Below are 20,084 nucleotides of genomic sequence, written 5' to 3'. Positions count from 1 at the left end.
TGCATGGGGCGGGGGGCGGGTGGGGTGTGGGGCGGGGTGTGGGGTGGCCGGGGACGGGCGGAAGAATCCGTGGTCCGGGCCGAATCCTTCGGCCGGGTGCGGGTCTCCTATGGATGTCTCCGGTGGAAGGACGCCGGGGCGTGACTCGGGAGGTCGTCGTGGTCGTCGGAATCGCCGTCGCCGTCGTCGTGGTGCTGTTGTGCACGTGCAGCGTGGTCGTGCTCCGGAAGCGTGGGAGGGGTCGTGGCTGAGTCCGTCGCCTGGCCGGGGGAGCAGTTGGTGAGAGCGGCGCAGCGGGGCGACGTCGATTCGCTGGCCGCGCTGGTGTCGGGTGCGCACCCGCACGTGCAGCGGTTCGCACGGTCGCTCTGCAGTTCTCCCCAGGACGCCGAGGACGCCGCGCAGGAGGCGCTGATCATCCTGTACCGGAAGATCGGGATGCTGCGGGCGTCCGGAGCGCTCGCGTCGTGGACGTTCCGGATCGTCCGCAACGAGTGCCTGCGCCGGGCGCGCACGCTGCTGCGCGACCGGCCGCAGGCCGAGGAGGACGTCGCCCCTTCGGCGGAGGACGAGGTGCTGGACCGTCTGGAGGCGGGCCGGGTGGCGGCGGCCATCGCGGCGCTCCCGCCCGACCAGCGCCGGGTCCTGGTCATGCGGGACGTGCAGGGCCTCAGCGGGCGGATGGTCGCCGATGCGCTGGGCCTGAGCGGACCGGCGATGAAGTCGAGGCTGCACCGCGCCCGCTCGGCCGTCCGGCAGACGCTCCGTGACGGTGCCCGGCCGTTCCCCGGAGGTGGCGATGACTGACCGTCCGACCGGCCGTCCGACCGGCCGTCCGACCGGCCGTCCGACCGACGGCTCGGGCTTCGCGAGCGCCTCGCTGCCGCGGCATCTGGCGCGTGGCGCGGTGGGCTTCGGGGCGCTGATCGGTGCGTTCGCGCTGATTCCGGTGGTCGGCCCGGTGGCCCTGCTGCTGCTCCCGGTCGGCGTGGTCGCCCTGCGGGGCTGTCCGACGTGCTGGGCGATCGGGCTGCTGGAGACCGTCTCGCGGGGCCGGGTGCAGCGCTCCTGCGAGGACGGCCACTGCACGCTGACCACCGGTCGACCGGGCTGAGGGCGCCCTTCCGCCGCGGGCCACCGGCCGTCGGCACCCGGTGCGGTCCGGCCGGGTGCCAGGGCGGGGAGAGCGCGCGTGGCGGCGGCTTCGGCAAGACGCTTGTCGTAGGCGACGAATGCGGTGAGAGCGTGCTCCAGGTGTTCGGCACTGGCCAGGTGGATGGCGTCCGACGTGCGTAGACGAGGTGTGGGGAACAGTCGGGCGGCCCGGACGATCGGGTCGGAGGGACGAACGCGGAGCACGCGGTGGAGCAGGTCCTCGGACGCGTCCGTGAGTTCCGGCGGGGCACGTCGCTTTCATGCGAACGAGCTGCACCCGGCCTCACCCGATGGAGCGGGGGAGGCGGAGGGTGAGGTAGAGGATGGTGAAGGAGCCGAGGAGCTGGATGCCCAGGCAGAGGGCGAGGGCGCGGTCGAGGCCCAGCGTCGGGGACAGCGCCAGGTAGAGGGTGCCGAGGGTGGCGACCCCGAGGGCCAGGCTGGACTGCTGGCTGGTGGCGAGCACACCGCTGCCGACGCCGGCCCGGTCGGCGGGGACCTTGGAGAGGACGACGCGGAACAGCGGGGTCCCGATCAGGCCCTGGCCGATGCCGGCGAGCGCGACGCCGGGCGCCATCCGGAGCGCCGAGAAGTGGGACCAGTCGGCGAGGACGGTGAGGGCCAGGGTGGCGAGGCCGAGTGCCTGGACGACGGCGCCGGCGGTGAGGACGCGGCTGCCGAAGCGGCCGATCAGGCGGGGGCCGGCGAGCGAGGCGGTGAAGTAGCCGACGGCCATCGGGACCAACGCCCAGCCGGCCGCGACCGGGCCGAGGTGGAGACCCTGCTGGAGGGCGACGGCGACGACGAACATGAAGCCGCCGAAGCCGCCGAAGTAGGGGAGGGCGATGCCGAGACCGCGCCGCATCTCGGGGATCCGCAGCAGGGTCGGCGGCACCAGCGGGGATCCGCCGCGCCGCTCGGCCCGCAGCTCGACCAGGACGAAGGCGGCGGCGAAGACCGGGAACAGCGCCAGGAGCAGCCAGGACCAGAGCGGCCAGCCGGCGGCGCGGCCCTCCATCAGCGGGACCAGCAGGGCGAGCATGGCGGCGGTGAGCAGGACGGTGCCGGCGACGTCGACCTTGGCGGCCTGCTCGGCCCGGCTCTCCGGGACGTACCGGAAGGCGAGGACCACGGTGAGGAGGGCGAAGGGGACGTTCAGCAGGAAGATCGAGCGCCAGCCGGTGCCGAAGACGTCGGCGGCGACCAGGATCCCGCCGAGCACCTGGCCGATCACCACCGAGATGCCGCCGACCGCGCCGTAGACGGAGAGGGCCCGGCCGCGCCGGGCGCCGTGGGTGGCGGCGGTGATGGTGCCGAGGACCTGGGGGACCAGCAGGGCTGCCGAGGCGCCCTGGGCGGCGCGGGCGGCGACCAGGCTCCAGGCGCCGGGGGCGAGGCCGCAGGCGAGCGAGGTCACCGCGAAGGCGGCGGCGCCGACGACGAAGAGGCGGCGGCGGCCGTAGATGTCACCGAGTCGGCCACCGAGGACCAGCAGGACGGCGAAGGCGATGCCGTACCCGGCGGCGACCAGTTCCAGCACGGCGGGACCGGCGGCGAGGTCGTGGTCGATGGTCGGCAGGGCGACGTTGACGATGAAGAAGTCCAGCATCGGGAGGAACGCCCCGAGCAGGACGGTGACCAGTCCGGCCGTGCCGAGCGAGGAACGGGCGGCGGCAGTGGTGGGGGCGGCGGGGGTGTCGGTCGAAACGGCCGGGGTGGCGGTGGCCGGTCCGGTGGGGCCGACGGGTGCCGTGACGGTGGTCTCGGCGGTGGACGTGGCGACGGCGAGTTGTTGGGTCACGGGTCATACGATCCGCGCCGCCGGACCCTGGTACCAGAGTGTGCTTATCCAGGTATGAGCAGTACCTGGCAACAGGATGACGGGTGGCGCATGCTGAGGGGATGAGTCTGACGACTGCCGCCGCGAAGGACAGCGCACCGACCGGTGCGGCCCCGGCCGGTACGGCCGCCACCGCGAACAAGGGCGAGGTACCCGCCGCCGATGCCCGCCGGAACGAGCTGGCGGCCTTCCTGCGCAGCCGCCGTGAGCGGATCGCCCCCGAGCAGGTGGGCCTGCCGCTGACGGGCCGCCGCCGGACTCCGGGGCTGCGCCGGGAGGAGGTGGCGCAGCTCGCCGCCGTCGGCGTGACCTGGTACACGTGGCTGGAACAGGGGCGGGCCATCCAGGTGTCCGTCCAGGTCCTGGACGCGGTGGCCCGGGCCCTGCTCCTCGATCCGAGCGAGCGGGCCCACCTGTTCGCACTGGCCGGCGCCGAGGACCCGACGCCGGTGGTGGAGTGCCCGACGGTGACGCCCGGCGTCCGGATGATGCTGGACCGGATGGCGCCGTACCCGGCCGCGGTGATCAACTCCCGCTACGACGTGCTCGCCTCCAACGCGCAGTACACCGGGATCGTCGGGGACCTGGAGGAGCTGCCGCACGAGGACCGCAACCTGATGTGGCTGGCGTTCACCCCCTCGCGCTTCCACGACGTGCTGGTCGACCACGAGTACGAGCGGGACGTCATGGTGGCCCGGTTCCGCTCGGGCATGGGCGAGCACGGTGCCGAGCCCGCCTGGCGGACGCTGCTCTGCCGGCTGCGCAAAGCGTCCCCGGACTTCGACGCGGCCTGGCAGCGGCACGACGTCCTGCGGCCGGGCAACGGGCTGAAGCGCTTCCTCGTCCCGGAGGTGGGCCTGCTGAGGTTCGAGTACACCAGCCTCTGGCTCGGACCGCGGCAGGGCCCCCGGATGATCGTCTACACCCCGCGGGACGAGGAGACCCGTGCGCTGACGGCCCGGCTGCCGACCGGCACGCCGACGGCGGCGCGGCTGCGCTGACCGGACGGCGGCCACCCTGCCGACCTCCCGGCCGACCGCCCTGCCGGCAGCGCGGGCCCGGCCCAGGGCCAGGCAGAGGGCCGCCAGCGGCAGCTCGACACAGCCGGCCATCACGAGTGCGGCGAGCGTCTCGTGCCCCGGCCCGGCGGTGGCGATGTCGAACAGGGCGTCCGAGACGAGCAGCAGGGCGACCGCGGCGGCGGGCCGGACCGCGGCCGGACTGCGGTGGTGCAGCAGGGCGTCCAGCCGGAGCAGGGCGGCGAGTTCGAGCAGGTCGAGGACGACCCACGCGGTCTCGCCGGAGGCCGCGAGCACGGCCAGCCAGGGCAGCAGCGCCAGCGCGGCGAACGCGGGCACCCGCTCGGCACGGGCACCGAGGGCGACGGGGAAGGGCCACGGCAGCCGGCCGCCGGGCCGGTCCGCGAGGACGGCCGTGCTCATGCGGCACCCCCGAGCGCGGCGCCTCCGACCCGGTGGCGGACCCGCTCCAGCGCGCGCCGCTCGACGGCGGTGCCGTCCGTCGCCTCGACGAGCACGCCGTCGAACACGCCCTCGGCCCACGCCAGCCACAACTCGTCGGCCACCGTGACCACCTCGGCCACCGCGACGACCGGGGCCGGCCGCCCGGGCCACCGCAGCCGCCGCCCGGCGGTGAACCCGACGGCGGGCGCCGCGGCACCGCGCGGCAGCCGCCCCCAGGCCAGTCCGTGCCGGAGCCGCTGCCTGCCGGCGCCCGCGAACCGCCCGGCGTCCGCGCAACCGGCCCCGCCGGGGACCGCCCACGACCGGGCGCCGCGCAGCAGCCCGCCGCCGAGCCGGGACGCCACCAGCACGTCCACCAGCTCGCCGTACTCGTACAGCTCCAGCGCCGCGCGGCCGCGGCTGCGCCCGGCCCGCACGCTGCGGACCGACCAGGGCCCGGTCGGGCCGCCGGGCACCGCCGCCCGGTCGGGCACGGCGGAGGGGCCCGCCGGTCCGACCGGCAGCCGCCCCTCGGCGGCGGCGGCCGCGGCGAGGTGCTCCGGGCAGCAGGCGGGGTGCCCGTGCGGCGGGTGGGCGGAGTGCGATGCGGTGCTCGTCATACCGTCAAGCGTGGCGTGGGCGGCCGTTGCTGTCGGTAGTGCGCCGGACCGACTTGAGGGTGTACCCAGGTACACCCTTTTTCGGCAGCACCCTTCATGGTGGGCGACGATCATGCAGCTCTAGGCTGTCGGCCATGCCCTCCACGACGCTGCGCCGCGCGCTCGCCAGGAGCGCCGCCCGGCCCCCGTGGTCGGCCGCCGCCTGGCGGGACACCCGTTTCATCGCCTCCGGCATCCCACTGGCGCTGCCGGTGGTGGTGGCCGCCGTGATCCCGAAGTCGACCTTCCTCCTCCTGGGCCTGGTCCTGATCTCCCTGCGCCCGCTGACGGCGGCCCAGCGCAGCCGGCTGCGGGTGCTGCGCGGGGTGGAGGTGCGGCCGCTGCTGAGGCCGGCCGGCCTCCCGGAGGGGCTGCTGACCAGGCTGCGCACCGGGATCAGCTGGCGCCAGGTCGGCTACCACCTGCTGGTCGGCCCGTTGCTCGCGATCGGCGCGATGGGGGCCGTCTACGCCTGGGGGGCGGCCCTGGTCGCGAGCACCGTGTTCGGCTGGGCCTGGCTGATGCCGCTCTCCAACCCGGTGCGGCAGCGGTGGCTCCAGCTGGACCTGCCGGTGACCGCGGGCGGCCTCGCCCTGCTCGCCGTGCTGCCCCTCGCGGTGGCCCTGCTGGCCCGGCTGGAGGAGGTCGCGGCGGTGCGCCTGCTCGGTCCGGGCCGGGCGGAGGCGCTGGAGCACCGGATCGAGGAGGTGGTCGAGAGCCGGGCCGGCCTGGTCGACGCCGTCGACGCCGAACGCCGCCGGATCGAGCGCGACCTGCACGACGGCACCCAGCAGCGCCTCACCTCGCTCGCGATGAACCTGGGCCTGGCCCGGCGGACCCTCAAGGACGTCCCGCCCGAGGCCATGCAGGTGATCGTCGAGGCGCACGAGGAGGCCCAGGCGGCCATCGACGAACTGCGCGACCTGGTCCGAGGCCTGCACCCGGCGGTCCTGGAGGACCGCGGTCTGGACGCGGCGCTCTCGGGCATCGCGGCCCGCGCCCCGCTCCCGGTCCGCCTGGACGTCGACCTGGCCGAGCGGATAGCCCCGACCGTCGAGGCGGTCGCCTACTTCACCGTCTCCGAGGCGCTGACCAACGTGGCCAAGCACGCCAGGGCCTCCCGGGTGAGCCTCTCGGTGCGGACGGTCGGCGGTCAGCTGCGCCTGATCATCAGCGACGACGGCGTGGGCGGCGCGGACGCCTCGCGCGGCACCGGCCTGACCGGTCTGCGCAAGCGCGCCGCCTCGGTCGACGGCACCCTGTCCGTTCTCAGCCCCCTCGGGGGCCCGACCACCATCACTGTGGAGTTGCCGTGCGTGCTGTGATCGCCGAGGACTCGGTCCTGCTCAGGGTCGGGCTGGTCAAGGTCCTGGAGGCGGTGGGCTTCGAGGTGGCCGCCGCGGTCGGGGACGCCGAGGCGCTGCTCGCCGCGGTCGAGGAGCACCGCCCGAAGGTGGTGGTGGCCGACGTCCGGATGCCGCCGGGCTACACCGACGAGGGCGTCCGGGCCGCGTTGCTGATCCGCCGGCAGTGGCCGGAGGTGGCGGTGCTGCTGCTCTCCCAGTTCGTGGAGGAGCGGTACGCCGCCGACCTGCTGGCCACCAACACCAGCGGGGTCGGCTACCTGCTCAAGCAGCGGGTGGCCAATGTGGACGACTTCGTGGAGGCGCTGCAGCGGGTCGCGGAGGGCGGTACCGCGCTGGACCCGGAGGTGGTCGCGCAGCTGCTGGTCCGCCGCCACCGGGATCCGCTGGAGCGGCTGACCCCGCGGGAGCGGGACGTGCTGGGCCTGATGGCGGAGGGCCGGTCCAACGCGGCGATCGCCGGTGCCCTGGTGGTCAGCGACAGCGCGGTGGCCAAGCACATCAACTCGATCTTCGCCAAGCTCGACCTGCCGCCGGCCGACGACAGCCACCGCCGGGTGCTGGCGGTGCTGCGCTTCCTGGAGGTCGGGTAGCCGTGCCGAACCGCGCGAGGGAGCAGGAGAGGGAGAAGGAGAAGGAACGGCGGACGGGACAGGAGAGGGAGGAGAGCGGAGGCACGGGAGAGCGCACCCCCCGGCGGCGGGGGCGGGGCGGTGGGCAGGAGCCGCCCGCGCGCGGGTACCGGGCCTGGCGGGTGCTCGGGCTGCTGGCCCTGGTCGTGACGCTGGTCGTCGGCGCGGTGCAGACCTGGGCGATGGTCGTGCAGCAGCGGAGGGAATCGGAGAAGTCGTACCCGGTGGCCGTGACCAGGGTCGTGCTGGACACTGGCTCGGCGACCGTCCGGATCCGGCCGGGGCAGGAGGGGAGGGTGGTGGTCCGGCAGGAGCTGGACTGGATGATCCGCCCGCCGCTCGTCTCGGTGCTCTTCGACCGGACCGACCTCAGGGTCGGGATGCGCTGCAACCAGGTGATACCGGCGGCCGAGCTCGGCTGCGGTGCGGAGATCGAGCTGGAGGTGCCGGTAGGCGTCTCGGTGGAGGGCACCGGGTCCTCCGGCAGTGTGGAGGTGACCGGGGTGACCGGGGAGGTGCGGCTCGACTCCACCTCGGGGTCGATCCGGTTGACGGACCTCCCGGGGCCGGTGGCCGTGAGCACCACCTCGGGGTCGGTGAAGGGGACGGGACTCGCTTCCGCCTCCGCGGAGGTGCGGGCGACCTCGGGCTCGGTCGACCTGTCGTTCGTCCGGCCGCCGCAGGTCGTGGACGTCGGGGCGACGTCCGGGGCGGTGACGCTGGGCCTGCCGCGGGGCTCGGGCTACCGGTTCAACGGAGGCATCGTGTCGGGCTCCCGCCACATCGACCCGCTGCTGGCGGACCAGTCCAGCACCAACCAGGTCCGGGTCTCGGTGACCTCAGGCTCGGTGACGGTCCTCTCCGTTCCCGGTGCCACGTCGGAGGGCTGACCCGCGACCGCGCCCGCAGCCACGATCGCCCGGCCCGGCCCGGCCCGGCCCGGCCCGGCCCGGCGCGGCCACGCCCGCCGCATCGCGGTAGCGCGCCCGCACTCGCGCCCGCACCCCGCCCCCGGACCCCCCGAACGCCCGTCTCCCGGCCCGATCCCCCGGGTGGGGGACAATGAAGAGTCCCGAGCCCCCTTCCCCGAGGTCAGCCGCGCATGACAGCCACGCCCGCACCCACCGCGACCAGCACCGAGTTCGCGCCGCTGAACATCGGTCCGATGCGGGTCTGGCCGCCCGTCGTGCTGGCGCCGATGGCCGGCATCACCAACGCGCCCTTCCGCACCCTCTGCCGTGAGCAGAGCGGGGGCAAGGGTTTGTACGTCTCCGAGATGATCACCACCAGGGCCCTGGTGGAGCGCAACGCCAAGACCATGCAGCTGATCAAGTTCGACCCGAGTGAGAAGCCCCGCTCGATCCAGCTGTACGGCGTGGACCCGGTGACCGTCGGCAAGGCGGCCCGGATGATCGCCGACGAGGGCCTGGCCGACCACATCGACCTGAACTTCGGCTGCCCCGTCCCCAAGGTGACCCGCAAGGGCGGCGGCTCGGCGCTGCCGTACAAGCGCAACCTGCTGCGCGAGATCCTCCGGGAGGCCGTGGCCAACGCCGGCGACCTCCCGGTCACCATGAAGATGCGCAAGGGCATCGACGACGACCACCTCACCTTCCTGGACGCCGGCCGGATCGGCGCGGAGGAGGGGGTGTCCGCGATCGCCCTGCACGGGCGCACCGCCGCTCAGCACTACGGCGGCACCGCGGACTGGTCGGCGATCGCCCGGCTGCGCGAGTCCGTCCCGGCGGAGATCCCGGTGCTCGGCAACGGGGACATCTGGTCCGCGGACGACGCGCTGCGGATGATGCGCGAGACCGGCTGTGACGGCGTGGTCGTCGGGCGCGGCTGCCTGGGCCGGCCGTGGCTGTTCAAGGACCTGGTGGCGATCTTCGAGGGCGAGGTCGACTACGCCCGCCCGACCTTCGCCGACGTGTCGCGCGCGATGGTCCGCCATGCGCAGCTGCTCGGCGAGTGGCTGGGGGACGAGGCCCGTGGTGTGATCGACTTCCGCAAGCACGTCGCCTGGTACACCAAGGGCTTCTCGGTCGGTTCGGAGCTGCGCGTGAGGCTCGCGAACTCCTCCTCGTTGGCCGAACTGGCCGAAACCCTCGCCCTGGTGGAGCAGTCGCAGGCCTGGCCGGCCGGTGCCGACGGCCCGCGGGGGCGGACCAGCGGCAACAACCGGGTGGTTCTGCCCGAGGGCTGGTTGGACGATCCGTACGACTGTGCCCGACCGGGCGCAGACGCCGAATCGGATACATCCGGCGGATGATCTGTCCGTAGTGGCGAAGACACCCCTTCAGGGCCTCTCGCCACCTCGTCCCAGCCCTCTTTGCCGATCTGGCCAAGAGGGCTCCCTTTTGGCAGCCAAGCATCACGGAACGAGCATGTTTCTGGACGGAGTGCGACGATCGACGGAGTCGGCCTACGTTCGAGCGGTGAGATGCGCTGGTGACGCTTGCCACATGCGGGGTCGGTGGAGGGTGGCCGACAGGACGAAATGAACAAGTCGCCGGTGGATCGCTTCCCGAAGGGGGGTGGCGGCGGATCGCCCGCTCAGGGTGCAGGAAATCAAGCCGGGGCGTCAGGTCGGATGGCCGACCGCTACCCTCCGTCCCCCTCGTGTGATCTTCCTGTTTCGCAGCGTTCAAGACTTGAACGCTAGCTAGCGTCATCCGGACGATTTCATCAACAGAGGTGAACGCCTTTATGTGCATTCGATCTATCGGGTTACCGCTGGGTACCGGCCTCGTACGGCCTATTGGCAGCGCAGAAGTGCCTTCGAAATGGGTATGTTCTCCGGCGTCAGGGCAACCGTGTGCGAGGAGACAACCCCGTGTCGTCCCAGCAGAAGTTTGTTTACTCCTTCACTGAAGGAAACAAGGACCTCAAGGACCTTCTCGGCGGCAAGGGCGCGAACCTGGCCGAGATGACCAACCTCGGGCTCCCCGTCCCTCCGGGGTTCACGATCACCACCGAGGCCTGCAAGGTCTTCCTGGAGACCGGCAGCGAGCCCTCCTCGCTCCACGAGGAGATCAGCGCCCACCTGGACGCCCTTGAGCACGAGATGGGCAAGAAGCTCGGCCAGGCCGACGACCCGCTCCTCGTATCCGTCCGCTCGGGCGCCAAGTTCTCCATGCCCGGCATGATGGACACGGTCCTGAACATCGGCCTCTCCGACGTCTCGGTGGTCGGCCTGGTGGCGCAGTCCGGCAACGAGCGGTTCGCCTGGGACTCCTACCGCCGCCTGGTCCAGATGTTCGGCAAGACCGTGCTGGGCGTCGACGGCGAGCTGTTCGAGGAGGCCCTGGACGAGGCCAAGCACGCCAAGGGCACCGCCAACGACCTCGACCTGGACGCCGCCGACCTCCGGCAGCTGGTCGAGGAGTTCAAGGCCATCGTCGAGCGCGAGACCGGCCGGGCCTTCCCGCAGGACCCGCGCGAGCAGATGGACCTCGCCATCCACGCCGTCTTCCACTCCTGGAACGGCGACCGGGCGCGCCTCTACCGCCGCCAGGAGCGCATCCCGAACGACCTGGGCACCGCGGTCAACGTCTGCAGCATGGTCTTCGGCAACCTCGGCGAGGACTCCGGCACCGGCGTCGCCTTCACCCGTGACCCCTCCACCGGCACCCAGGGCGTCTACGGCGACTACCTCTCCAACGCCCAGGGCGAGGACGTCGTCGCCGGCATCCGCAACACCCTGCCGCTGGCCGAGCTGGAGAAGCTCGACAAGAAGTCGTACGACGAGCTCATGGCGATCATGCAGACGCTTGAGAACCACTACCTCGACCTCTGCGACATCGAGTTCACCATCGAGCGCGGCAAGCTCTGGATGCTGCAGACCCGGGTCGGCAAGCGCACCGCCGCGGCCGCCTTCCGGATCGCCGTCCAGCTGGTCGACCAGGGCCTGATCGACCTGGACGAGGCCCTCATGCGGGTCACCGGTGGCCAGCTCTCCCAGCTGATGTTCCCGCGCTTCGCCCCCGACGCCGAGTCCAAGCAGATCGCCCGGGGCCTCGCCGCCTCGCCCGGCGCCGCGATCGGCAAGATCGTCTTCGACTCGTACACCGCCGTGAAGTGGTCGCGCTCCGGCGAGAAGGTCATCCTGGTCCGCCGCGAGACCAACCCGGACGACCTGGACGGCATGATCGCCGCCGAGGGCATCCTCACCTCGCGCGGCGGCAAGACCTCGCACGCCGCCGTCGTCGCCCGAGGCATGGGCAAGACCTGTGTCTGCGGCGCCGAGGAGCTTGAGGTCGACACCAAGCGCCGCCGGATGACCACCTCCAACGGCCTGGTGCTGGAGGAGGGCGACGTCGTCTCGATCGACGGCGCGACCGGCAAGGTCTACCTCGGCGAGGTACCCGTGCTCCCCTCCGCGGTGGTGGAGTACTTCGAGGGCACCCTGCACGCGGGCGCCGACGTCCAGGGCGGTCTCGTCCAGGCCGTGCACCGGCTGATGTCGCACGCCGACGGCCGCCGCCGGCTCGCCGTGCGCGCCAACGCGGACAATGCCGAGGACGGCGGGCGCGCCCGCCGCTACGGCGCCCAGGGCATCGGCCTCTGCCGCACCGAGCACATGTTCCTCGGGGAGGAGCGCCGCAAGGAGGTCGAGCACCTGATCCTCGCGGACAACGACAAGGACCGCGAGGCCGCGCTCTCCACCCTGCTGCCGCTGCAGAAGGGCGACTTCCTGGAGCTCTTCCAGGCGATGGACGGGCTGCCCGTCACCGTCCGCCTGCTCGACCCGCCGCTGCACGAGTTCCTGCCCGACATCACCGAGCTGTCGGTGCGCGTCGCGCTCGCCGAGGCCCGCAAGGACCCGAACGAGAACGACCTGCGCCTGCTCCAGGCGGTGCACAAGCTGCACGAGCAGAACCCGATGCTGGGCCTGCGCGGTGTCCGCCTCGGCCTGGTCATCCCCGGCCTGTTCGGCATGCAGGTCCGTGCCATCGCCGAGGCCGCGGCCGAGCGGAAGCTGGCCGGCGCCGACCCGCGCCCCGAGGTGATGATCCCGCTGGTCGGCACCGTCCAGGAGCTGGAGCTGGTCCGCGACGAGTGCGAGCGCGTGCTCGCCGAGGTCGCCCAGTCCACCGGCGTCCAGCTGGACATCAAGCTCGGCACCATGATCGAGCTGCCGCGCGCCGCCGTGACGGCGGGCCAGATCGCCGAGGCCGCCGAGTTCTTCTCCTTCGGCACCAACGACCTCACCCAGACGGTCTGGGGCTTCTCCCGCGACGACGTCGAGGCCTCCTTCTTCACGGCCTACCTGGAGAAGGGCATCTTCGGGGTCTCCCCGTTCGAGACCATCGACCGCGACGGCGTCGGCGCGCTGGTCAAGCACGCCGTCGAGGCCGGCCGGGCCACCCGCCCCGACCTCAAGCTCGGTGTCTGCGGCGAGCACGGCGGCGACCCGGACTCGGTGCACTTCTTCCACGAGGTGGGGCTGGACTACGTCTCCTGCTCCCCCTTCCGGATCCCGGTGGCGCGCCTGGAGGCAGGCCGCGCCGCCATCGAGACCGCGGGCAGCGACTCGCGCTGAGGGCTCTGAGCCCCTCGGCACGGTCGATTCGCTGACCGCATCCCCTCCACCCGGGAGGGGCGTACACCGGAGCTCGGCGCAGGAGAACCGGCGTACGTGAGGCGGCCGGGGCGGGAACGGACAACGGCGTCCGTCCCCGTCCCGGCCGCTGCTTTTCCCCGGCCGGAGCCCCGGTCGGCACCTAGGCCGCGCCGACCCGGCTGCCGCCGTGCCCTGCCCCCGGTCGCCCCGCCTCCGGTCGCCGTGCCCCGGCGCCGTCCTCCCGCTGACGCGGCCTCGCCCCATCCGACGCCCTTCGCGGGTGTCCCGCCTGGCCGGTCTCCCGCCCCGCCGGTGTGTCGGCGGCCACGCGCGCGGTTGCCCGGTCCCGGCCCGGTCGGCTGCCAAGCTGGGCCCATGACCAGCAGAAACCGCCTGTTCACCCTCCTGGCCGTGCTGCTCTGCGTGCTCGCCGCCGCAGTCGGGTACGTCCTGTCGGACGACGCCGGCGACAGCACGTCCAAGGCCTCCGCGACGCCCTCCGCCGGACCGGCGACGCCCGGGTCCGACGGGCCCGCGACGCCGAAGCCCACCGCACCGAGGCCCACGCCGCCGAAGACCTCCCCTCCCGCCGGTACCGCGTCCGCCCCGGGCACGCCCGTCCCCGCCGGGACCTGGGTGCCGACCGACGCGTCGCTCGCCGACGTCTGCCGGACGAAGCTGCCGGCCCAGGCGGTCGACACCCTCGGCCTGATCGCGAAGGGCGGCCCCTACCCCTACCGCTCGGACGGCATCGTCTTCGAGAACCGGGAGAGCCGTCTCCCGCGGAAGGCCTCGGGCTACTACCACGAGTTCACCGTCGTCACGCCCGGCTCGGCGGACCGCGGCGCCCGACGGGTGGTCACGGGCGGTTCGGGCGAGCAGTACTGGACCGCGGACCACTACGCCACCTTCCAGGAGATCGACGTCCGCTGCTGACCACGGCGTTGCGGGCGTCCGCGCCGCTGACCGCCGCGCCGCTGACCGCCGCGCCGCCGACCGCCGCGCCGTGGTCGGTCCGCGCCGTGGCCGGTCCGCCGCCGCGGCGGGCCTGGCGGAGGCCCCGCCCCGGTCGGCCTGCTCCGGCCGGCCGCCCACCGGACCGCCTCCGGAGCCTCCTCGCCGAAAGTACTTTCCACATCGGAAAGTGGATGCCATAGTGGAATCGCCGCGATGCACTCCGAAGCGCCGCACGACAGGGGGATCCCATGAGCACGTCCGAGCCCGTCCGACCCGCGATGCCCCCCGCCGAGGCCCTGCGCCTCGCCGACCGCGCCAAGGCGGCGGCCCAGGCCCCGGGTCGCCTGCCCGCCTGGTACGGTCCGGCCTTCGCGGCGGCGTTCACCGCCTACGGGGCCGGCGTCGGGCAGGCGATCGGTGCCGGGATCGGCTGGCTGAGCGCCGTGCTCGGGGTGGCCTTTGCCGCACTGACCGGCGTACTGGCCAGGATCGCCGTGACCGGGGCGGGGATCGTGCACCGTCCGGCTCCCGGTTACGGCGGCCCGGCCGTGCTGGCCGTCCTCGGGGTGTTCGCCGCCGGTGCGGCCGCTGCGGGCCTGGTGCTGCTGGCCGGTGGCGGCGTGCGGTGGACGGGGGCGGCGGCCGGGCTCGCCGCCGGCGCGGCGTTCTGGGCGGGAACCGGCCGGCTCGCCGGGCGGATCCGGCGGGACGAGGCGGCCCGCTGATGCCCGCCTCGTTCGACCCGCTGCTCCAGCATCCGACCAGGCTCACCGTGCTGGCCTTCCTGAGCGCCTGTGCGGAGGCCGAGTTCGGCACGGTCCGCGATCACTGCGAGGTCTCCGACTCGGTGCTCAGCAAGGCCGCGACCGCGCTGGAGCAGGCGGGCTACCTCAAGGTCAGGAAGGGGTCGGCCGGCCGGCGTCCGCGCACCTGGCTCGTGGCGACCAGAGCCGGCCGCCGGGCCCTCGCCGAGCACCTCGCCGAGCTCCAGCGCCTGGTCGCCGCCGCCGAGGCCGCGGGCGCCGCGACCGAGGCGGCCGCTCCCGCCGACGCCGCTCCCGCGGATTCCGTTCCCAGGGACTCGACCCCCGCCGACGACTGACGCGCCCCGCCCCGCCCCGGCGCGGGTTCCGGTGGCCGGCCCCGGCGCCGTGCACCGCCGCCGTGCACCGGCCGACGTCGCCGCCCGGGGTTCACCGGGCCCGCCGCCAGGTGATCCGGGAGTGCGGGCCGTGCGGGCCCCCGGCCAGCAGGGTGGCCAGCTCCTGCAGCACGGGGGCCGGGTCGCGCCGCAGCTGGAGCGGGGTGGTGCGGACCACCGGCAGGCCGGCGGCGGTGAGCCGGTTGGCCCGGGTGAGGCTCCGCTCGTGGTCGGCCGGGCGCAGGTGCCAGGCCCGGGAGTCGATCTCCAGCGCGACGCAGGCCCGTGGCCAGTAGGCGTCCGGCACGGCCAGGAACCGCCCGTCCAGGAGGAGCACCGGGTTCCAGAGCGGCTCCGGGAGTCCGGCGCCCCGCACCGCGTCCCGGGCCTCGCCCTCGACGACCGAACGGACCCCGGCGGTCAGCTCCTCCACCACCCCGGCCAGCCGGGGCAGTTCCAGGGCGCCCGGCCGGGCCGTCAACTGGTCCAGCAGCTCGCCGAGTTCGCAGTGCCGCCGCTGGACGGCCTCGGCGCAGAGCGCCCGGAACCGGCGCCGGCCGCTCTCCCGGGGGGCGAGGTCGGCCAGTGCCCGGGCGACCGTGGTGCTCCAGAGCCCGTCGTCGCGTTCGAACCCGTCCGGCATCGTCCCGGCCGCGCGGTGGATCCGGACGAACCCCCGGTCGGCCACCCGTCGCCCGCCCGGGACCAGGACGTCGACCGCGGCCAGGTCGGCCGGGTGCCCGGCGGAGGGCAGCCCGGCGTCGGCCAGCACGGCGGCCCCGGTCAGCAGGACCTCGCCGCGCGGCGCGTTCGCCCGGCCCCTGGGTGCCGCGTACGCGAGCGCGGCCCGCAGGCGCTGGTGCGGCGTCAGCCGCCCGGTCTGCAGGCAGACCACCCGGGGCAGCACCTGCTGCCACGGCCCGTCCGGCCGCAGCCGGTGGGCGATGGTGCCGGACGGCACCCCGAGCCGGTGCAGCTGCGCGCGGGTCACGATGTGCTGCTGGTCGGCGCCGAGCAGCCGCAGCGGGTCGACGGGGCAGGCGGTGCGGGTCATGCCCGGGGTGCTTCCCGCCGGGGTGGGCGGTATGCGAAACGTCGCCCGTAGGGGTAAGGCCGGGTCAAACGCGGTTGACGTGACACCGGTTCGGCGGCTGGACTCGGGGGCGATGACGACTCCTCACACCGGCCCCGCGCCCGCCGCTTCCGACCCGATCGACCTGAGCGACTCGCCCGACACGCCCGGCGCACCCGGCACGTCCACCGCCTCCACCGCCTCCACCGCCTCGCCCGCGCTCGACGCGCTCGAAGGCCTCTCCGTCGGCGACGCCTTCGGCGCCCAGTTCTTCGTCCCGGCCACCGCCAGGGCCCACCTGGCCGCCCGTACCGCACCGCCGGGCCCCTGGCCGTGGACCGACGACACCGAGATGGCGTGCTCGGTGTACGCCGCGCACACCGAGCGCGGGAGCGTCGACACCTTCGACCTCACCCACGCCTTCGCCCACCGGCACGACTTCGACCGGGGCTACGGCCCGGCCGCCAACCGGCTGCTCCGGCTGATCCGCGAGGGCGGTGACGCCGGGGCTCTGGCCGCCGAACTCTTCGACGGTCAGGGCTCCTACGGCAACGGGGCCGCGATGCGGGTCGCCCCGCTGGGGGCGGCCCACGCCGGGGACCCGGGCGCCGCGGTCGAGCCGGCCGCGGCGAGCGCCCTGATCACCCACACCCACCCGCAGGCCGTGGACGGTGCCATCGCCGTCGCGGTGGCCGCGGCCTTCGCCGTGCGGGCCCGGACCGGGAGCACGACCCCGGAGGGCTTCCTGGAGTCGGTGCGGGACCTCACGCCGGTCGGCGCCGTACGGGACGGCCTCACCGACGCGGTCGCACTGGTGGGGGAGCGGGACTCCGCGGCCGTCGCGAACGTGCTCGGCAACGGCAGCCGGGTCAGTGCGGCCGACACCGTGCCGTACGCGCTCTGGTGCGCGGCCCGGCGGCTCACCGACTACCGCGGTGCGCTCTGGGAGGCCGTGGGCGCCGGCGGGGACATGGACACCGTGGCGGCGATCACCGGTGGCGTGGTCGCCGCCCGCACCGGGGCGGCGGGCATTCCCGCGGCCTGGACCGCCGCCCGCGAACCGCTGCCCGCGTGGGCCTTCGTCGAGCCGGGCGGCGTCGCGCGGCCGCCGGGGGACGGCTCCCCGGTGCCGCTGCGGCTGCCGCGTCCGTGCCCCGTTCCGGACGTGGTCTGGAGCGAGGACGAGTGGCAGCGGATCAGGCGGGGCCTGCGCCCGCGCGACACCGGGCAGGAGTGGGAGTCCCACACCTCCGAGGGCGTGCTGCACCTGCGCCGCGGCCGGACCGGCTTCGCGGTCTGGGAGGTCAGGGTGGCTCCCGTGCGGGGCGGCGGTCGGCGGCCGGTGTCGGCGCTGGTCGAGGCGCATCCGGCCCGCTTCGAGGCCTCGGACGGGGAGGGGCTCCTGGAACGGGTCCTGGAGCTCGCCGCCCGCGGCCGTCCGCGCTGAAGCCCGGCGGCCCGGCGGCCCGGTAGCCCGGTGACCCGGTGCTCGGTGACCCGGTCGCCCGCAGTGCCCCGACGCCCCTGCCCCGCCGGATCCCCCGGAACGGAGGCGGGGGGTGCCCCCACGCCGTCCCCACCCCGTCCCGAGGCCGCCCCCGACACGGTCCGACCGCGGTCGGCGTGCCGTCCGCGTCAGGCCGTGATCAGCTGCCCGCCGCCGCCGTGTCTAAGGCACTCCTGGTTGATCGCCGGATCCGGGGCGCTCGGCGAGGTGGCGGCGGCGATCCGCAGCTCGATGATGTCGCGGACGGCGGGCCACTCGTCGTCGAGGATCGAGTAGAACGCGGTGGACCTGACCACCCCGTCCAGCCCCCGCGAGTGCGCCCGGCGGACGCCCTCGGAGGTGGCGCCCAGCCGCTCGATGGCGGCCCGCGACCGCTGGTTGCGGGCGTCGGCCCGGAGCGAGATCCGTCGGACGCCCCACGCCTCGAAGGCGTGCCGGAGCATCAGCAGCTTGGCCTCGGTGTTGATGCCGGTGCCCTGGGCGCGCGGCGAGAGCCAGGTGTTGCCGATCTCGGCGGCGTCGGGCACCGCGGTCGCCGGATCGCCGAACGGCACGCCCGGTACCGGGGGCCAGACCAGCGGGCCCTGCCAGTAGTCGAGTTCCAGGAAGCGGGTGGAACCGACCACCCGGCCGTCGGCCTGGCTCACCGTCGCGAACGGCAGCGACCGGCCCGCGGCCTGGTCGGCGAGGGCGCGCGAGACGTACTCGCGGGCCGCTTCCAGGCCGTGCGGGACGGGCGTGAAGGCGTAGGTCGTACGGTCCTCGGCGCCGGCCTCGGCAAGTGCCTCGGCGTGGTGCGCGGCGAGGGGCTCCAGCCGCACGGTGCGGCCGGTGAGGATGACAGGTACGGGCACGGAACCTTCGGTCCTTCATCGGTCGGAGGGCGTCGGACCGTGCCTGGGTGTGCGCGCGGGCCGAGCGGTGGACTTTTCGCCCCGTCCCGGACGTCCGCCCGCCGGTACCCGTGCACGCCGGAGGTCCGGTCGGGCGGGGCGGGGGGCGGCGGCCCGGAGGCGGGCAGCGCGGTGCCGGAACGGACGCGGGTCCACGGACCGGTCCGGCGGGATGAGCGAGGGGACAGTGTGCGTCCGCGAGATGGCCGAAGAGGAAACGAGAGCGCGAAGGGAAGCAGGCGGCCAGGTGAAGGCAAGATGCGTCGTAGGTGGCTGGCCGAGCACCGGGCCGGGACGTGATCGACGGCGTTACGGACGACGTGACGACGACGCGACGATGCGAGGCAGCGAGAGGACGATACCCGCCAGAAGGCGGTGCGTCACTTCGCAGCACACGAATGGCCGCCCGGTACGGCCCCGAGCGGCCCCGCCGGGCCCCTCGCCCGCCCCCGACCAGGGCTTTTCCGGTCGGATGCGATCATGGTCGGGTCGGCCCTCCGGGGGCGCGCCGGGAGCCCTCCGGCGCCGCCGGGGGCGGCCGCCGGTGGCCGGAAAGGCCGGGGACGCCCCCGCGTGGCCCCGTGCGAACCCATTCCGGTCCCGCTCGGCCGCATTCGGCCCCGCGCGGCCCCGTCGGACCGCCCCGGGGCGGGAGGATTCCCGGGGCGGGACGGCGGGCGTCCGGCGGCGGGCGGCGGGTGTCGGACGGCTCCACGAGGGGAATCCCGGCAGCGGGAATTCCGGCGGAGCGTCGCACGCTGCACGAGGAGGGCCGGTACGGGTCCGACCAGTAGCAGAGACCGAGTAGAGAACGGGGTGTGGGTGCGCGGTGCGTGATCCCCAGGCGCTGTACGAGCTGGATCAGCAGGGCGTGGCCGCCGTGGCCGCGGCCAGGGCCGCGTTGGCCGACACCGGAGCCGGCCTGGTGCTGCTCCACCACTTCGAGGGCTTCATGGACGCCGGTGAGGCCGGCGGCCAGGTGATCGCCCACCTGCTGGAGACGGGTGAGCCGCAGGTGGTCGCCCGGTTCGACCACGACCGCCTGGTGGACTACCGCGCCCGCCGCCCCGCCATGCTCTTCGACCGCGAGCACTGGTCGTCGTACGAGCCGCCGGAGATCCTGCTCCAGCTCGTCCACGACGCGGCCGGCTCGCCGTTCCTGCTGCTCACCGGGCCGGAGCCGGACGTCGAGTGGGAGCGGTTCATCGCCGCCGTCCGCCAGTTGGTCGAGCGCTTCGACGTCCGGCTGTCGCTGGACTTCCACGGCATCCCGATGGGCGTGCCGCACACCCGCCCGGTCGGTCTCACCCCGCACGGCAACCGGCTGGACCTCGCGGCCGGCTACCCGCAGTGGTTCGAGCAGGCCCAGGTGCCCGGCAGTGCGCAGGCCCTGCTGGAGTTCCGGCTCGCCGAGGCGGGTCACGACGTGCTCGGCTTCGCCGTGCACGTGCCGCACTACGTGGCCCGCACGGCGTACCCGGCGGCCGCGGTGATGATCCTGGAGGCGGTGCAGTCCGCCACCGGGCTCGTGCTGCCCGGCACGCTGCTGCGCGAGCAGGTCGACGGGGTGTACGCCGACATCGAGGACCAGCTGGCCCAGGGGGACGGCGAGCTGCGTTCGGCGATCCGCGGCATGGAGGGCCAGTACGACGCGGTGGCGGGCGCCGAGGGACGGGAGAGCCTGCTGGCCGAGCCGGTCGACCTGCCGTCGGCGGACGAGCTGGGCCGGCGTTTCGAGCAGTTCCTGGCCGAGCACGAGCGCGGTCCGGAGTAGGCGGGGCGCAGCGGGACACGCCGGGGGAGCGGCAGAGGGAGCGGCAGGGGGAGGGGCCGGA

17 protein-coding genes are annotated in these 20,084 nt (G+C 74.5%); 13 read left to right on the top strand and 4 right to left on the bottom strand.

Annotation, left to right across the window (positions count from 1 at the left end; translation table 11 throughout):
* Positions 1-243: 243 nt before the first annotated feature.
* Positions 244-807, top strand: a complete 564-nt coding sequence (locus OG550_RS11865; RefSeq protein ID WP_327676729.1) for an RNA polymerase sigma factor — start codon at positions 244-246, stop codon at positions 805-807.
* A complete protein-coding gene (locus tag OG550_RS11860) occupies positions 800-1,114 on the top strand; it encodes a hypothetical protein (protein WP_327676727.1) in 315 nt (104 codons plus the stop codon). The genes OG550_RS11865 and OG550_RS11860 overlap by 8 nt, the downstream gene beginning before the upstream one ends.
* A gap of 324 nt (positions 1,115-1,438) precedes the next feature.
* Here the strand turns inward: OG550_RS11860 and OG550_RS11855 are convergent, their stop codons facing one another.
* Positions 1,439-2,956 (bottom strand): MFS transporter, encoded by a 1,518-nt coding sequence (locus OG550_RS11855; RefSeq protein WP_327676725.1) that lies wholly within the window; start codon positions 2,954-2,956, stop codon positions 1,439-1,441.
* Between the two features lie 101 nt (positions 2,957-3,057).
* Between OG550_RS11855 and OG550_RS11850 the strand changes: the two genes are divergently transcribed.
* Positions 3,058-3,996: a helix-turn-helix transcriptional regulator gene (locus OG550_RS11850; protein ID WP_442905983.1), complete on the top strand. Its 939-nt coding sequence runs from the start codon at positions 3,058-3,060 to the stop codon at positions 3,994-3,996.
* 437 nt (positions 3,997-4,433) lie between these two features.
* Here the strand turns inward: OG550_RS11850 and OG550_RS11845 are convergent, their stop codons facing one another.
* Positions 4,434-5,078 carry a hypothetical protein gene (locus OG550_RS11845; protein WP_327676723.1) on the bottom strand — a complete coding sequence of 215 codons (645 nt, stop codon included), beginning with the start codon at positions 5,076-5,078 and terminating at the stop codon, positions 4,434-4,436.
* Between the two features lie 134 nt (positions 5,079-5,212).
* Here OG550_RS11845 and OG550_RS11840 point away from each other — a divergent pair, with 134 nt between their 5' ends.
* The 8 genes from OG550_RS11840 to OG550_RS11805 all read left to right on the top strand — a co-directional run bounded on the left by OG550_RS11840 (position 5,213) and on the right by OG550_RS11805 (position 14,738).
* A complete protein-coding gene (locus OG550_RS11840) occupies positions 5,213-6,442 on the top strand; it encodes a sensor histidine kinase (RefSeq protein ID WP_327676721.1) in 1,230 nt (409 codons plus the stop codon).
* Positions 6,430-7,074: a response regulator transcription factor gene (locus OG550_RS11835; RefSeq protein ID WP_327676719.1), complete on the top strand. Its 645-nt coding sequence runs from the start codon at positions 6,430-6,432 to the stop codon at positions 7,072-7,074. The genes OG550_RS11840 and OG550_RS11835 overlap by 13 nt, the downstream gene beginning before the upstream one ends.
* Positions 7,075-7,076: 2 nt before the next feature.
* Positions 7,077-8,003 (top strand): DUF4097 family beta strand repeat-containing protein, encoded by a 927-nt coding sequence (locus tag OG550_RS11830; RefSeq protein ID WP_327676717.1) that lies wholly within the window; start codon positions 7,077-7,079, stop codon positions 8,001-8,003.
* Between the two features lie 212 nt (positions 8,004-8,215).
* A complete protein-coding gene (dusB, locus tag OG550_RS11825; protein ID WP_327676715.1) occupies positions 8,216-9,385 on the top strand; it encodes a tRNA dihydrouridine synthase DusB in 1,170 nt (389 codons plus the stop codon).
* Positions 9,386-9,949: 564 nt separating this feature from the next.
* The gene (ppdK, locus tag OG550_RS11820; protein ID WP_327676713.1) at positions 9,950-12,658 is read left to right on the top strand and encodes a pyruvate, phosphate dikinase; all 2,709 of its coding nucleotides are present in this window, start codon (positions 9,950-9,952) and stop codon (positions 12,656-12,658) included.
* Positions 12,659-13,054: 396 nt separating this feature from the next.
* Positions 13,055-13,615, top strand: coding sequence for a ribonuclease (locus tag OG550_RS11815; RefSeq protein WP_327676711.1), 561 nt, complete (start codon positions 13,055-13,057; stop codon positions 13,613-13,615).
* Positions 13,616-13,884: 269 nt separating this feature from the next.
* Positions 13,885-14,361, top strand: a complete 477-nt coding sequence (locus OG550_RS11810; protein WP_327676709.1) for a hypothetical protein — start codon at positions 13,885-13,887, stop codon at positions 14,359-14,361.
* Entirely contained in the window at positions 14,361-14,738 is a 378-nt protein-coding gene (locus OG550_RS11805; protein WP_327676707.1) for a transcriptional regulator, read from the top strand. The genes OG550_RS11810 and OG550_RS11805 overlap by 1 nt, the downstream gene beginning before the upstream one ends.
* A 91-nt stretch (positions 14,739-14,829) precedes the next feature.
* Here OG550_RS11805 and OG550_RS11800 read toward each other — a convergent pair whose 3' ends face one another.
* A complete protein-coding gene (locus OG550_RS11800; RefSeq protein WP_327676705.1) occupies positions 14,830-15,831 on the bottom strand; it encodes a hypothetical protein in 1,002 nt (333 codons plus the stop codon).
* 112 nt (positions 15,832-15,943) lie between these two features.
* Between OG550_RS11800 and OG550_RS11795 the strand changes: the two genes are divergently transcribed.
* Positions 15,944-17,296 carry an ADP-ribosylglycohydrolase family protein gene (locus OG550_RS11795; RefSeq protein WP_327676703.1) on the top strand — a complete coding sequence of 451 codons (1,353 nt, stop codon included), beginning with the start codon at positions 15,944-15,946 and terminating at the stop codon, positions 17,294-17,296.
* Positions 17,297-17,484: 188 nt separating this feature from the next.
* On the opposite strand, the gene OG550_RS11790 is transcribed toward OG550_RS11795, so the two are convergent.
* Positions 17,485-18,210 (bottom strand): GNAT family N-acetyltransferase, encoded by a 726-nt coding sequence (locus tag OG550_RS11790; protein WP_327676702.1) that lies wholly within the window; start codon positions 18,208-18,210, stop codon positions 17,485-17,487.
* An 868-nt stretch (positions 18,211-19,078) separates the two neighbouring features.
* On the opposite strand from OG550_RS11790, the gene OG550_RS11785 reads away from it, so the two are divergent.
* On the top strand, positions 19,079-20,023 hold the full coding sequence (locus OG550_RS11785) for a PAC2 family protein (protein WP_327676701.1): 945 nt from the start codon (positions 19,079-19,081) through the stop codon (positions 20,021-20,023).
* The last annotated feature ends 61 nt before the right edge of the window (positions 20,024-20,084 follow it).

Source organism: Kitasatospora sp. NBC_00458, assembly GCF_036013975.1.
In the GTDB taxonomy this organism is placed as follows: domain Bacteria; phylum Actinomycetota; class Actinomycetes; order Streptomycetales; family Streptomycetaceae; genus Kitasatospora.
Note: the sequence above shows the minus strand (reverse complement) of the source record. Positions and strands in the feature narration are given on the sequence as shown.